The organism is Stygiolobus sp. CP850M, from assembly GCF_037389425.1.
Classification (GTDB): Archaea; Thermoproteota; Thermoprotei_A; order Sulfolobales; family Sulfolobaceae; genus Stygiolobus.
In genome coordinates, this window is sequence record NZ_JBBHKR010000042.1 from 30,836 (window position 1) to 44,400 (window position 13,565).

Genomic DNA, 13,565 nt, shown 5'->3' on the forward strand with positions numbered 1-13,565 from the left:
CTCACTAAATTAACTTTACCGTAACACCTTGGAACGTAGGGTTAGCGTTTATGGTTTTACCTCCCAACGCGTTAAGTAGCAATTCTGCCCTTTGATCTTTTGTACAGATGACTGCACCACCTCCTCCGCCGCCGCTGACTTTACACCCTTTAACTCCTGAAGCCCTAGCCATTGAGACAAACTGATCCAACACCGGAACTGTGATCCCCAAAGAAAATAGGAAACCGTGATTTACGTACATTAATTCCCCTACTTTGTCCGCATCTCCTGAGGTAAGAGCAGTTCTAGCTTCTACAGTGACCTTTTCAATACTGTCCAGCAGAGTCGTAAACAAGGAAGGATTTTTTTCTTTCAAACTCCTCACATTACGAAGCATCTCGGCTGTGGTCATAATGCGCCTAAAATAACCCGCAGAGAAGGTGATCGAAGGAGGAACTTCCAATTTCTCTACTTTTCCCTCCTTAATGAAAACGAACCCTCCGTACGTTTCTGTATGGGTGTCCATAATACTGGCAATTCCTTGAACCCTTAACTCTACTTCATGAGAGATTTTGGCTACTTCTTGTTTTTGTAACTCTAATCCTAAAAACCTGGAGTAGGCTGCAACAGTACCTACTACCACTGCTGCACTAGTGCCTAGTCCTATCGAAGGTTCTACATTTGATTCTATTTCAATCGCGGCTTTTTTCCCGTCCTTATAACCGTAATGCTCATTGAAATAGTTAATAACTTCTGTGACATAAGCGATAAGTTTTCTCACATTGTCATTCTCTATTTTAAACTCATGTAGATCTACCCTGACACCTTTTATCTGTAAGTTCTGAGACGAGACGTAAAATTTCTCGCTTTCCCTCACTCTGACTTTAATGCTTTCAGACACCGTATATGCTATCGCTGGCTTTCCGTATACTACAGCGTGTTCTCCAAACAGTGTTAGCTTGAGGGGTACCTCCGCTTCTACAATCATTATTATTAATTCCCCAATTAGATATCACAGTATGGAAGCTATTATCCTTGCGGGGGGCAAAGGAGAGGGTTTAAGCCCCTATTCAGACAAAGAACAGAAGGAGACAATAAGCTTACTCGGTAGAATGCTAATCTCTTATTCTATTCAAGGTTTAAAAAAAGCAGGTGTAAAAGACTTCATAATTGTTACGTCGCAGAAGGGGGGAAAGAGACTTGAGGAGGAATTACAGAACGAGAAGGAGATCAGCATCGACATCGTTATCCAAAAAAGAGATGGAATTAACGGGGCTATAAAGGACGGAATGGAGAAAGTCAGTAGTGATAATGTCATTATAGCTTTCGGAGATATCGTAGCCCCTGAGGAGTTTTACGTTAGCTTAATTAACGCTTATCTGACTTCTGGTGCCGAAGTAGTAGTACCGTTAATTCCTATAAGTGAGGGGTTACAGACATATGGTTTAGTGAGGTTGACAGATAAAGGAATCGAGATAACTAAGGAGGGTTCTACTTTAGCTCTTGGCGGAGTTTACGTAGTGAAAAATGAAGAAATAGCGGACTTTTTGACGTATTTACAGTCCAAAGGGAACAAACTGAAGTACTTTATATGGAGTGAGGAGTGGTTGGACGTTGGCTATCCTGAAGATATTATTAACGGAATCGAGATGATGTTAAGGAGGGAGAAAACTAGGATTTCCGATAACAGCGAAATCTCTAAGACGGCGATAATTGGTAAGAAAGTAATCATAGACGATTATGCTGTCATAGACGATTATGCTGTCATCAAGGGACCGGCATATATCGGAAGAAACGCATACATAGGGACTTATTCATTAATTAGGGACTATTCTTCCGTAGAGAATAACGCCATAATAGGGGCTTACTGTGAAATAGCAAGGAGCTCAATCCAACCTTATGCTGAAGTAGGATCCAAGAGTTATTTGTCATCTACTATAGTAGGTAGGAAAGCTAAAGTCGGAGCAAATGTAATTACTTCTAGCTACCCTGCAACCGTGATAAGAGGAAGGATTAGTAAATTTGGAGCGTTGATCTCCCCAGAGACCCAGATACCTCACGGCGAAATCCTAAAACCGGGGAGTAAAGTCTAATTACCGTGGAAGTGCTCTACTGATTTTCTGCGAGATTATAGTCAGAAATACTCCCAACAGTACTATTGCAGAGCCTAATAGTTGCTGAAATGTCGGGACTTCGTCTAGCATTATAAACGAAAATAGATAGGACATAGCCGGCACAAGTAAGGAGAGCGAACTTGATAAAAAAGAGCCCAATTGCTTTATAGAGTTAAACCACGCTATGAAGCCTATTGCTTGGGCTATAATGCCGATTATTACCGCGACTAAAATTCCGGATATAGTGAACTTAAAGTAAAAGTTAATCGGAGTAAAGGGTAGCAAGAATAAGGCTGAAAACAACGCCATAAAAGAGTTTAGTTTAATAACGTCCTTCTCTATCAGAAACACTTGGTAATATAACGTTCCTATTGCCCACATAAGACCGCCTATGAGTGATATTATACTTCCCAGGTTAAACCCAGTTATCCCAGCTGAGTAAATTGCCCCTGAAATTGCAATAGTTACCCCGAGAAGTTGAAGTACTGAAGGTTTCTTACTCAGAAAGATGGCGCTTAATATGACTAAGAAAATCGGTTGAGTATATATAAGGGTTGCAGACAGAGCTGGATTTACTGAAAGCATTACGCCAAAGTTAAGAAAAAGCATGAAGAGTGCTACATTAATCAGCCCACCTATCATTTCCTTTTTACCATAAGAGAGACCTCTACCATAGACTGTAAGGATAATTCCCCCAGTAACTAGCCTAATGACCGCTAGTACTATCGGGGAAACGTAATCGAGTGCTATCTTTATTAGGGGATATGCGGAACTCCAGACCAAAATTACCGTAATTATCGGTAAAAGCTTTCTCACTTGGTATAACTCTAAGTAAAGCTAATTAAAGCTAAATAACGATGTTAAGTGAAATGTGGTATACTGGGACTGGGGACAGCGGAAGGACTAAAGTACCTTCCGTAGGAGAGGTGTGGAAGGACGAGGATATTGTTAACGCCTTAGGGGATTTAGACGAGTTAAATTCCTCGCTTGGTATTGTATCATCACTTTTTCCAGAAATAAGGCAAGATGTTGAGAAAATTCAGAACGACATATTCACTATTTCATCTGAAATTGCAGGGTTCGAGTTAAACTTTAACACTGAAAAGATCAAAGAGCTAGAGGAAATGATAAAGAAATATTCGGAACCACTCAAACCATTGAAGAATTTTGTATTACCCGGTGGCCACCTGGCTTCCTCATTTCTTCATCTTGCAAGGGCGGTATGTAGAAGAGCTGAAAGGAGTATAGTCCGACTTTCTCGAAACCATAAAAACGTAAAGCATGAGCATGTGGTTTACCTTAATAGACTTTCATCTTTGTTATTCGTCATGGCACTTTACGTTAACGAGAAGACTTTTAATCCCAACGTAATTTGGAAGCCTAAGTGACCTTTATACCTATTCCTCTTTTTACAGCTTCTTCATAAGCGGTTAGTGCTGAAATGTTATCTTGAGCCGCAATTCCTACGGTTTTAAATATAGAAGGTCTCTCAATTTTGATACCTTTGTTTATGATCTCACCAATCTCGATGACTTGTTTAAGTATCCCGCTCCTTACGGGTTGTATATAGTCTCCTGTCTCTTTAGATACAGCCTCTACGGAATCTACTAAGTATGTCCTAGCTCTTTTCACAGTTTCATCATCTATTTCTCTAGCTTCAGGGGTATGGGCTCCTATGCTAGAAATATGAAAATCATCTTTCAAGAATTTCCCCAACACTACTGGTGTAGAAGAGGAAGTTGTTGCAAATATGACGTCCGAGTTCCTCAATAGAGTTTCTAGATCTACAGCTTCAGCTCCGAATTCTTTAGCTAACTGAACATGAGAACTCCTAGCCGTTACCATTATCCTTGAGAACTTTAGATAGCCACTTGCAATCTTTATATGATATCTTGCCTCCATACCAGCACCTATGACTCCTAAAGTGCCGATATTCCTTCCCCCAAACGCTAATTCTGTTGAGAGAACACTTGCAGCTGAAGTTCTTATTGCGGTTAATGTAGTACCATCTAGAAGAGCTAAAGGCTCTCCAGTATCAGGCGAAAACAGTAAGACGGAGCCTTGAACTGAGGGTAGTCCCTTCTTCTTATTCTCTGGTATAACATTAACTATCTTAACTGTAACAGACTTATCCCAGTAAGAAGGCATTATCCCCCACCAGTTACCTTTTATAGTAAGTACTTGCCGTTGAGGTTGTATTATCCTTGAGGAGGAAAATAATGAGAAAGCTTGTCTGACTGCACTTACTGCTATTTCAGAGGTCAGCAATTCTTCTAGATTGTTTGACGTTAAGATAATCATTTCGAACAGTAATTTAATTAACACTGTTAAGGTTTTAAATCTCTCTTTGTGGTATGATTATATTTTTAAGCAGTTAAATTCAATATAATATATTCATGATCACTCATCTAGCTGAGGAGACGGTTAATACTAATTCAAATAACGTTATTTCAGTAGTAAAAGACGCCGATACTTTACTCTCATACTTTCCATATCAAGTAGAAAGAGGAAGGAACACAATCACTTTACAGTTTTCGAGATTTTTCATTTTAAGCTTAAGAGATACTTTTGAGGTGACTTTTTCTCAGCAGTCATCGTTAATGTTTGTATATACTCTTAAGTCTCTCATTGAGAAAAATAACAAGTTCCAAATATTTATTAATGTAAGAGATAACAAAAACTCCACTAGTCTAGTTCACTTAGCAATTAGATATAGTGGAGAAAAAGAGTGGATAGTCAAGAGATATTTACCAGATATAGCACACAGCTTGCTAGAGGGGATAAGTAGGGAAGCTAAGAGGGCTTATGAGATCGAAGCTCAGGAAAAAGAGAAAGAGTTTGATTACTCAAGGCAATTAAACAAACTGAGCTTTGTCTCGAAGCTCTTATTGAAGTCACGTCTGATAAAGTCTGAAGGGATTTCAATACCTAAAGGACAAATGTTAGATACGATCCTAAGTTCTATAGCGGATCTTCTATCAAAGTACAAGACAATTTATGTATCTTCCACATCAACTTCCTCGTCGTTCAGATTGTTATTCATTAACGGAGACTTAAAGGGTATTTATGTTAACGAAAACGGTAAAGAATATTTTAGCGACGAAAATATACTGAGTTCCTTATCTGGCGAGTTTAAGGTAAACGTGTATGTACTTCTAGTACCTGAAATTCCAGGTGTTGTTGAAGATGAAAATTCATGAACCTTATATTTTATACGAATCAAATAATCACAAGTTCATTTGGTTAGGTTTAGACGAGAGTGAGACAGAAAAAGGGATTCTAACAAATCAATATCTTATTGTCCACGGAAATCAGGGTGTACTACTAGACCCAGGGGGATACTTCGTATTTGAAAGGGTTTTTGAAAATGCATCTAGATTTGTAAAACCTGAGAATATTAAGGCCATTCTTTATAGTCATCAAGACCCAGACATCATAGGGGGCTTAACTTTGTGGTTGGATACTGCCCCTAATGCCAAGATATATGTTTCCCATCTATGGGAGAGATTCATTCCGCATTTAGGGGTAGACCTTAGAGATAGAATTATAGACCTTCCTGACGAGGGCATGGATATTGATTTCGGTTCTTTCAAAATTAAAGCAATTCCAGCTCACTTTATGCATTCACCAGGTAATTTTCACTATTATGATCCAATAGCAAAGATTTACTTCTCGGGCGACATGGGTGCAGCAGTATTTAAAGATAAGTGGTACTTAATAGTGGATAATTTTGAGGAACACGTTAAGCTTATGGAATGGTTCCACAGAAGATATATAGCGTCTAGAAGAGCAATAGAGCTATGGGCTAAGAGAATTGAGGGTTTAGATATTGATATAGTAGCACCTCAACATGGCTCAATATTTATGGGAGAAAATGCTAAGAAATTCTTAAACTGGTTGAAAAACCTCGACAAGGTAGGGGTTGATTTTATTTCCTCCTAACTTAGATTTTTCCTATTTTTATTAGTAAAAGTACACCGATTACTATGAAAACTATAACGATTGCTAAGATTATATAATTACTCTCCGTTAAAGACCCTTGAATAAAGGTTTCTTGTAGATGGTTATATTCGTTAATTAGTGAGATTTGTAAGGAATAATTATCGTAATTACCGTTAGCGTAATTTAGAATTCCGTTTACATAATAAGCTTTTATTGGTATTTCTAAATTAGAAAATTGGTAATAGCCCGAATATACGGATGCGTTTTTCCCTTTAAACTCCTCGTATCCGACGAACGTTAAATTCATCGTATTAAACATCGAACCGTTATATGGAAGGCACTCTAACTTAGACAAAGGAAATAGGTAATTCTGTATAATGCTTGTCCCGTTATTAAAACTTGTAATTATTACTGTAAAGTTAACTATACCTTTCTCAATCGAATTTACGATGAAGGTATAATTGTAAGTATAAATTTGGTTGCCGTGAGTAATAGTAACTTCATATACCAAGACGTCTCCACTATTTAAGGAGTTAGTAACTCCGTTATCACTGATAACCCCAATTCCCAATATTAAGAGTAAAATAATGACGGATTTCATCAGTTTTATTACCAAGCCATCGTAAATTAAGTTAATGGATGAATACTGGTTAAAGATCTTCGAATCCGACCTTTACATAAACGAAATGCTTAAGCTTTGGGAGGAGGGGAATAAGTGGGCTAAATGGATAGACGAAGTGTCAAGAAAATATAACGTTAAAGGAAAGAAAATTCTTGATGTACCTTGCGGAATTGGTAGAGTTAGTTATTTTCTATCAAAACTAGGTTATGAGATAACTGGCGTCGATATCTCCGAAAAAATGGTGAAAAAATCAAAAGAGAACGTACCTACAGGTACCTTCCTTAAAGGAGATATGAGGAAATTAACTCAAGTATTAAGTGGCGAGTCCTACGATATCATTATTAATATTTTCAACAGCTTAGGATATTACGAAGAGGAAGATGACTTAAAGATCCTCAGAGAGTTCAGGGGAGTAATAAAAGATGCCGGATTATTAATTGTAAACCTCGATAATAGGGACTTCCTCATTTACAACAAGCCCGAGATAATACACTCCTACATTCCACCGTACTTGGTTATAGATAATAACAACTTTGACCCGTTTACATCTAGATTACAAGTAACAAGGTCTTATATAAAGGACGGCAAAGAAGTCGAGAAAGTTACATTCTCTCAAAGATATTATAGCTTACATGAGATAGTAGACTTGATGAGAAAAGCGGGGTTTGAAATCATAGATGTTTATAGCGGTTATTCGTGGAAGAAGTTTGAGATTAGTGACCCACAAATGACCATAATAGCTAAACCTATGTAATTACCCATAATAATTTAAAAATTTTGAACTTGTTTATATCATTTGATGTCTGAATATTCTCCTAAAAAGAGGTCAAATATAGTCTATGGGGGTTACGAAAAAGCACCTAATAGGGCATTCCTAAAAGCTATGGGACTTACGGATAACGATATTTCCAAACCTATAGTGGGAGTAGCGGTAGCGTGGAACGAAGCAGGGCCTTGTAATATACATCTACTGGGACTTTCTAACGTAGTCAAGGAAGGAGTTAGAAGTGCTGGAGGTACTCCTAGAGTATTTACTGCTCCAGTAGTTATAGACGGGATAGCGATGGGTAGTGAAGGAATGAAATATTCATTAGTAAGTAGGGAAATAGTTGCCAACACGGTAGAGCTTGTAGTTAACGCTCACGGTTACGACGCATTTGTAGCCTTATCAGGTTGCGATAAGACCCCGCCGGGTATGATGATGGCAATGGCAAGGCTTAACATACCTTCGATAATTATGTATGGAGGTTCAACTCTGCCCGGAAACTTTAAGGGTAAACCGGTAACTATCCAAGATGTATACGAGGCTGTAGGTGCGTACTCTAAGGGTAAGATCACAGCTGAAGACTTAAGACTCATGGAAGATAACGCAATACCAGGACCAGGTACTTGTGGAGGTTTATACACAGCTAATACTATGGGTTTAATTACAGAGGCTTTGGGGTTAGCTTTACCAGGTAGTGCTTCGCCTCCAGCCGTGGATGCTATGAGAACTAAGTATGCATATGAGACTGGAAAAGCCTTAATGCATTTAGTCGAAATAGGACTTAAACCCAGAGACATACTGACTTTTGAAGCATTTGAAAACGCTATAACCGTGCTTATGGCTTCAGGGGGGTCTACAAATGCCGTACTTCATTTACTAGCAATAGCTCATGAGGCTGGTATAAAACTCACTCTGGATGACTTCGACAGAATTAGTTTAAGGACACCGGAAATAGTCAACATGAAACCTGGAGGAGAGTATGTGATGGCTGATTTGCACAGAGTTGGCGGAGCTCCGCTGTTAATGAAGAAACTTCTTGAAGCAGGGCTATTACATGGAGAAGTGATCACTGTTACCGGAAAGACCTTAAAACAGAATTTAGAGGAGTATAAGATCCCTGACGTCCCTCATGATCACATAGTGAGAGACGTTAAGAACCCGTTCTCTACAGTAGGCGGAATAAGGATACTAAAGGGGAATCTAGCAGAAGAGGGAGCAGTTATGAAAGTGTCTGCCAGTAAAGTAAAATATCATAGAGGGCCTGCAAAGGTATTCAATTCAGAGGAAGAGACATTTAAGGCAGTTTTGGAAGGAAAGATCGTTGAGAACGATGTGGTAGTTATTAGGTACGAAGGACCTAAAGGAGGCCCCGGAATGAGAGAAATGTTAGCAGTTACGAGTGCTATTGTGGGACAAGGTTTAGGTGAAAAAGTTGCGTTAATAACTGATGGAAGGTTCTCAGGAGCGACTAGGGGCATTATGGTTGGTCACGTAGCTCCAGAGGCAGCAGTTGGTGGGACTATTGCATTACTTAGAGATGGAGACATAATAGTTATAGATGCTGATAAAGGAAAACTAGAAGTAGAATTATCTCCTGAAGAAATAAAGAAAAGAAGAGACGAGTGGACACCGCCACCACCGAGATACAAAAGTGGGCTATTAGCACAATATGCGAAATTAGTTTCGTCTTCTTCAAAAGGAGCCGTACTTTTAACATAAACTGTTTTTTATCAAATTGTAAAGCTTATATTTTTAAAGCAAATTTATATTTCCCAAATGAGTATAATAGGTGATACTCATGAGGAGAACTCTTAAAGCCGCAATTCTCGGGGCAACGGGTTTAGTAGGTATTGAGTACGTAAGAATGCTAGCAAATCATCCTTACATAAAACCAACTTACTTAGCCGGTAAGGGATCTGTAGGAAAACCATATGAAGAAGTTACAAGGTGGCAAACAGTAGGTCAAGTGCCTAAAGAAGTAGCAGATATTGAAGTAAAACCAACGGATCCTAAGTTAATGGAACAAGAAGGAGTAGATATTATATTTTCGCCCTTACCTGCAGGTGCTGCGGGTCCGGTTGAAGAGCAGTTCGCAAAGTTAGGTTACCCCGTTATAAGTAACTCTCCAGATCACAGATTTGATCCTGACGTACCACTATTAGTACCTGAATTAAACCCGCACACTATTTCATTAATAGATGAACAAAGGAAGAGAAGAGATTGGAAGGGTTTTATAGTAACGACGCCTTTATGTACTGCACAAGGTGCGCTGTTTCCGTTAGCTCCAATATTCATGAATTTCAAGATGGACGGAGCGTTCATAACTACAATGCAGTCCGTCTCTGGTGAAGGTTATCCTGGAGTTGCCTCACTCGACGTAATCGATAACATAAAAGTACTTGGTGACGCTTACGACGCTAAAACCGTAAAGGAGATCTTCAGAGTCTTGAGCGAGGTAAAGAGAAACGTTAATGAGCCCAAGCTAGAAGAAGTAACCCTCTCAGCAACTACTCATAGGATTGCAACAATTGTAGGCCATTACGAAGTATTATATGTTACATTTAAGGAAGATACACCTGCAGAAAAAGTTAAAGAAACGCTAGAAAACTTCAGAGGGTTACCACAAGAGCTGAAGCTACCGACAGCTCCTTCTAAACCGATAATAGTGGCGGATAAAGACAACAGGCCTACCGTATACTTTGACAGATGGGCTGGTGATGTACCCGGAATGAGTGTAGTAGTAGGTAGGATTGCACAAGTTAACAAGAAGACAGTAAGGTTAGCCTCTTTAGTACACAACACCGTAAGGGGAGCTGCTGGAGGCGGAATATTAGCTGCAGAACTCTTAATAGAGAAGGGATATATTGAGAAGTAATAATTTTTTATTATACACTTTCCTTCTTTTATAATACTTGATGAGTACACTCTTTGCTGATTCAATGAGGAGAGTGGCCAGGGCTGAAGAGGATGATTTCAAATGAATTATATTGCATTAGCACATAAATCAGGTTTAGATAAGGATCTTACTGTTTCAGTTTATAAGAAAATTAATGGGGGTTATTTCGTCTCATTAAGTTATGCTAAACCGCCTATCTTATACGTACTAGATAATTGGCCTAAGAAATATTTAAGGAAGAATTTCATTATTTGGACAGTAACTAAGAACTACGAAAACGTAGATAAAATAATTTCTTTATTCATTACGTTAGATGTTTACTTACTTCACTCTATGGCTTCCTTAATCTCAGGAAAGAGCTTCAGTTTAGCTTTAGCTGAAAAAGATATACAAGAAGTTTTCAGGAGGATAGAAGAGGAAGCAATTTCTCAGGGATTTACATCATACCCGACTAGAGAGGATGTGGTAATTGACCCTAAAGATATTCAGATCCTAGCTAAGGAGATAGCAGACAGAAGGAATAGTGAGGAAATCAATGCTGATATATATTCTGTTATAAACGAGATAGCTTATCAAAGTGAGTTTTCTAACCAGCTACGAGAAAAGAAGAGTTGGTTTAAATCGATAAAGAGAGGAGATATGTTAAAGGCAATAGGACTACAAGGTAAACTTGATGAGTTCTTTGACTTCGAGAAAGTTAAATTGACATATCTTATAGCGTCTATAACGCTTTACTTTGATAATAAAGTCACGGAGGTTGGAATAACGGAAACTGTAAATGCAATAAAGAACGGAGACCCTATATTAAATGACGAATTCAACAAGGTGAAAGAAGAAATAAAACAAAGAGCTCAATACTTTTAGTCCGGCTATAGTTCATATATTAACTTTTCTCCCCTGAGACCTCTCAATAAATTCTCAACAGCAATTTCAGCCATTTTGTGCCTGGTCTCAAATGTAGCACTTCCAATATGAGGAGTTAATACAACATTACTGAACTTCAGGAGAGGGTGATCCTTGTTAATAGGTTCCTCTTCAAACACGTCCAACGCAGCTCCAGCAATCCATTTTTCCTCTAGAGCTTTAACAAGTGCTTTCTCATCTATTACTTTTCCACGAGAGGCGTTAATCAAAAATGCTGTCTTTTTCATCAGCCTTAATGTACTCTCATTTATCATGTGATATGTAGACTCGTTCAGATCAACAGTTATTACTACGAAGTCTGATTGTTTAAGTAACTCCTCAAAGCTCACAAGCTCGGCATCTATATCATCCTTTTTAGTCCTAGATGTGTATATGACTCTCATATTAAATCCCTTAGCCCTTCTGTAAACGGCTTTACCTATTCTGCCCATCCCTATTATCCCTAAGGTTTTACCGTATACGTCATATCCCAGTAAAAAGTCGGGTTGCCAAGGGATCATCCATTTTCCCTCTCTTATCAGCTTATCCCCTTCAACAATCCTTCTGGCGACGGCCAAGATGAGCCCAAAAATCAGATCTGCTGTAGTCTCCGTCAATACTTCTGGTGTATATCCTAGTCTTATACCTCTACTTTTTGCCTCTTTAACATCTATGTGATCAAAACCAACACTGTAAGTGCTGATAACTTTCAAATTTTTAGCAGCTGAAATTACTTCCTTATCAATCTTAGTATTGAGAGTGCAAAGAATTCCGTCTACATTACTTACGTTATCTAAGATCCACTTTTTAGGAGGTGCCTTTTCCTCTTTCCACTGGATAACCTCGATCCCGCTCTCAACTATCTTTTTTACCCATTCGTCGAAGAACCGGAATGTGATTAGGACTTTCATTCTATCTCTATCTTAAAGTCTAAACAACTTAATATAATACTAATTGAATAAATATTCATGTGGATTCAATACACCTACCGCTTGTTGTTGATTCAAATAAACAACCATTAAGTGTTGAAAAGCAAATAGCTGTAGCACTAGTTAGGTTAACTGGAAGAGAGATCAAGATAAAAGCGGGAGAACTGATAGGATGGCCCTTAACTCTTGTTAAGAATGAAAAAAGCGGAGGATATCTAATTTTCGACCAGACTATGAGCTTAATGACAAAGTTACAATTTACTATTCTTCAAAATTATGATAGAATACTAAATACTATTCAAGGAAACAAGAACGAATCAGAATTACTTGCTTTGCTTAAATCATTTAAATGGCATGCAACTAAAGGTTATGAAGAGGTAACCTTTAGAGGACTAGTATATTCAGATTTAACACCAATTCTCTCCACCGGTAGCCCCCAGTTACCTTTAACAGTTATTCCCAAAGAGGCTTCTCAGTTCGACTTAGATACGTTAATTCAAGACTTAAACGTTAGAGAGAAGATAATTACAGATAATATTACAACAATTGAAAGTGTTGTCAGCAAAGTGACTACAATAGTAACTATATTAAAAGGCAAGAGAGCTGAAGAAAGAAAACAGATTGAGGATAAGTATGACCAGTTACTTTCCGCTAAAAATGAAGAGTTAAAACAAAAAGTAAACCAAACTAAGAAAAACTTAGAAAGTGAGCTTTCATCAGAGGCTAAAAAACTATACGAAAAACTTGCAGACATAGAAGTCTTGATAGGTAAGGGAGAGATAGATAAGGAAGCCGGCTTCGTCACAGAAAAAGATGTAGACGCGTTAAATACTATGAAATCAAAATACATAAGTGAAGTAAATTCAACTTTAACTTCTATAAAAAATAAGTATAAAAATGAGATAAGAACATTGGTAAACGAAATACGTCTACTTAATCAGCAAAAACAGAAAGAATTAGAAGGAATTAATATTAAGATAAAGGAACTAGATGAACTACTTCAAAGTGTTGTTAATCAATTGAATACTATAAAGAGGACGTGTGAGGAGGAATTAAACAAACTTAAACTTGCATATAAGAGAGCACCATATATGGACGAAAAAGTAGATGTTATAGTGCCCTTCCTTCTGGTGAAAGACTACGCAGATAGGGTTTTAGCAATAGGTATTCAAATGTATAAATATAGGAAGAGCTTCTTCGGATTCTTTAAAAAAGAGCCGAATGAGATATCTGAAGACCTCCTTAACTTCAATGATTTTATATCCGTTCTGATTTCTAAATACGGACACAACGTTTCCGATAACTTAAGGCAGTTGAAAGCACAAGTAGACAAAGGATTTGAAGAGCTTTATGATGAAGGTTGGAACGTAAGAAAGAGAATAGAAGAATATTATGTGTTTCTATAAAGAAATTA

At 38.0% G+C, this 13,565-nt stretch carries 14 protein-coding genes; 9 read left to right on the forward strand and 5 right to left on the reverse strand.

What is annotated here, in order from left to right:
- Positions 1-4 precede the first annotated feature (4 nt).
- The gene (gene mvk, locus WIW89_RS02595) at positions 5-967 is read right to left on the reverse strand and encodes a mevalonate kinase (protein ID WP_337719653.1); all 963 of its coding nucleotides are present in this window, start codon (positions 965-967) and stop codon (positions 5-7) included.
- A gap of 31 nt (positions 968-998) precedes the next feature.
- Here mvk and WIW89_RS02600 point away from each other — a divergent pair, with 31 nt between their 5' ends.
- On the forward strand, positions 999-2,072 hold the full coding sequence (locus WIW89_RS02600) for an NDP-sugar synthase (RefSeq protein ID WP_337719654.1): 1,074 nt from the start codon (positions 999-1,001) through the stop codon (positions 2,070-2,072).
- Here WIW89_RS02600 and WIW89_RS02605 read toward each other — a convergent pair whose 3' ends face one another.
- Positions 2,073-2,909, reverse strand: a complete 837-nt coding sequence (locus tag WIW89_RS02605) for a DMT family transporter (protein WP_337719655.1) — start codon at positions 2,907-2,909, stop codon at positions 2,073-2,075. It abuts the gene before it with no gap.
- Between the two features lie 41 nt (positions 2,910-2,950).
- Here WIW89_RS02605 and WIW89_RS02610 point away from each other — a divergent pair, with 41 nt between their 5' ends.
- Positions 2,951-3,481: a cob(I)yrinic acid a,c-diamide adenosyltransferase gene (locus WIW89_RS02610; RefSeq protein WP_337719656.1), complete on the forward strand. Its 531-nt coding sequence runs from the start codon at positions 2,951-2,953 to the stop codon at positions 3,479-3,481.
- Here WIW89_RS02610 and WIW89_RS02615 read toward each other — a convergent pair.
- Complete coding sequence (locus tag WIW89_RS02615; protein WP_337719657.1) at positions 3,474-4,394, reverse strand: ornithine cyclodeaminase family protein; 921 nt, start codon at positions 4,392-4,394, stop codon at positions 3,474-3,476. The genes WIW89_RS02610 and WIW89_RS02615 overlap by 8 nt on opposite strands.
- A gap of 95 nt (positions 4,395-4,489) precedes the next feature.
- On the opposite strand from WIW89_RS02615, the gene WIW89_RS02620 reads away from it, so the two are divergent.
- Both WIW89_RS02620 and WIW89_RS02625 read left to right on the forward strand, forming a co-directional pair.
- Positions 4,490-5,293 (forward strand): hypothetical protein, encoded by an 804-nt coding sequence (locus WIW89_RS02620; RefSeq protein ID WP_337719658.1) that lies wholly within the window; start codon positions 4,490-4,492, stop codon positions 5,291-5,293.
- A complete protein-coding gene (locus WIW89_RS02625; protein WP_337719659.1) occupies positions 5,280-6,035 on the forward strand; it encodes an MBL fold metallo-hydrolase in 756 nt (251 codons plus the stop codon). Before WIW89_RS02620 ends, WIW89_RS02625 begins: the two co-directional genes overlap by 14 nt.
- Position 6,036: 1 nt before the next feature.
- Here the strand turns inward: WIW89_RS02625 and WIW89_RS02630 are convergent, their stop codons facing one another.
- Positions 6,037-6,636, reverse strand: a complete 600-nt coding sequence (locus tag WIW89_RS02630; protein ID WP_337719660.1) for a hypothetical protein — start codon at positions 6,634-6,636, stop codon at positions 6,037-6,039.
- 34 nt (positions 6,637-6,670) lie between these two features.
- On the opposite strand from WIW89_RS02630, the gene WIW89_RS02635 reads away from it, so the two are divergent.
- From WIW89_RS02635 to WIW89_RS02650, 4 genes are all read left to right on the forward strand, one after another.
- A complete protein-coding gene (locus WIW89_RS02635) occupies positions 6,671-7,411 on the forward strand; it encodes a class I SAM-dependent methyltransferase (protein ID WP_337719661.1) in 741 nt (246 codons plus the stop codon).
- A 45-nt stretch (positions 7,412-7,456) separates the two neighbouring features.
- On the forward strand, positions 7,457-9,142 hold the full coding sequence (gene ilvD / locus WIW89_RS02640; protein ID WP_337719662.1) for a dihydroxy-acid dehydratase: 1,686 nt from the start codon (positions 7,457-7,459) through the stop codon (positions 9,140-9,142).
- A 79-nt stretch (positions 9,143-9,221) separates the two neighbouring features.
- Positions 9,222-10,298 (forward strand): aspartate-semialdehyde dehydrogenase, encoded by a 1,077-nt coding sequence (asd, locus tag WIW89_RS02645; protein WP_337700925.1) that lies wholly within the window; start codon positions 9,222-9,224, stop codon positions 10,296-10,298.
- 102 nt (positions 10,299-10,400) lie between these two features.
- The gene (locus tag WIW89_RS02650; protein WP_337700923.1) at positions 10,401-11,183 is read left to right on the forward strand and encodes a hypothetical protein; all 783 of its coding nucleotides are present in this window, start codon (positions 10,401-10,403) and stop codon (positions 11,181-11,183) included.
- A gap of 5 nt (positions 11,184-11,188) precedes the next feature.
- Here the strand turns inward: WIW89_RS02650 and WIW89_RS02655 are convergent, their stop codons facing one another.
- The gene (locus WIW89_RS02655) at positions 11,189-12,133 is read right to left on the reverse strand and encodes a 2-hydroxyacid dehydrogenase (protein ID WP_337719663.1); all 945 of its coding nucleotides are present in this window, start codon (positions 12,131-12,133) and stop codon (positions 11,189-11,191) included.
- Positions 12,134-12,192: 59 nt separating this feature from the next.
- On the opposite strand from WIW89_RS02655, the gene WIW89_RS02660 reads away from it, so the two are divergent.
- Positions 12,193-13,557: a hypothetical protein gene (locus WIW89_RS02660; RefSeq protein WP_337719664.1), complete on the forward strand. Its 1,365-nt coding sequence runs from the start codon at positions 12,193-12,195 to the stop codon at positions 13,555-13,557.
- Positions 13,558-13,565: the final 8 nt, after the last annotated feature.

Excerpts from the sequence above, each read along its gene's own strand:
- mvk (WP_337719653.1), bottom strand. The coding sequence starts at position 967 with ATGATTGTAGAAGCGGAGGTACCCCTCAAGCTAACACTGTTTGGAGAA.
- WIW89_RS02600 (WP_337719654.1), top strand. The coding sequence starts at position 999 with ATGGAAGCTATTATCCTTGCGGGGGGCAAAGGAGAGGGTTTAAGCCCC.
- WIW89_RS02610 (WP_337719656.1), top strand. The coding sequence starts at position 2,951 with ATGTTAAGTGAAATGTGGTATACTGGGACTGGGGACAGCGGAAGGACT.
- WIW89_RS02615 (WP_337719657.1), bottom strand. The coding sequence starts at position 4,394 with ATGATTATCTTAACGTCAAACAATCTAGAAGAATTGCTGACCTCTGAA.
- WIW89_RS02620 (WP_337719658.1), top strand. The coding sequence starts at position 4,490 with ATGATCACTCATCTAGCTGAGGAGACGGTTAATACTAATTCAAATAAC.
- WIW89_RS02625 (WP_337719659.1), top strand. The coding sequence starts at position 5,280 with ATGAAAATTCATGAACCTTATATTTTATACGAATCAAATAATCACAAG.
- WIW89_RS02630 (WP_337719660.1), bottom strand. The coding sequence starts at position 6,636 with ATGAAATCCGTCATTATTTTACTCTTAATATTGGGAATTGGGGTTATC.
- WIW89_RS02635 (WP_337719661.1), top strand. The coding sequence starts at position 6,671 with ATGGATGAATACTGGTTAAAGATCTTCGAATCCGACCTTTACATAAAC.
- ilvD (WP_337719662.1), top strand. The coding sequence starts at position 7,457 with ATGTCTGAATATTCTCCTAAAAAGAGGTCAAATATAGTCTATGGGGGT.
- asd (WP_337700925.1), top strand. The coding sequence starts at position 9,222 with ATGAGGAGAACTCTTAAAGCCGCAATTCTCGGGGCAACGGGTTTAGTA.
- WIW89_RS02650 (WP_337700923.1), top strand. The coding sequence starts at position 10,401 with ATGAATTATATTGCATTAGCACATAAATCAGGTTTAGATAAGGATCTT.
- WIW89_RS02655 (WP_337719663.1), bottom strand. The coding sequence starts at position 12,133 with ATGAAAGTCCTAATCACATTCCGGTTCTTCGACGAATGGGTAAAAAAG.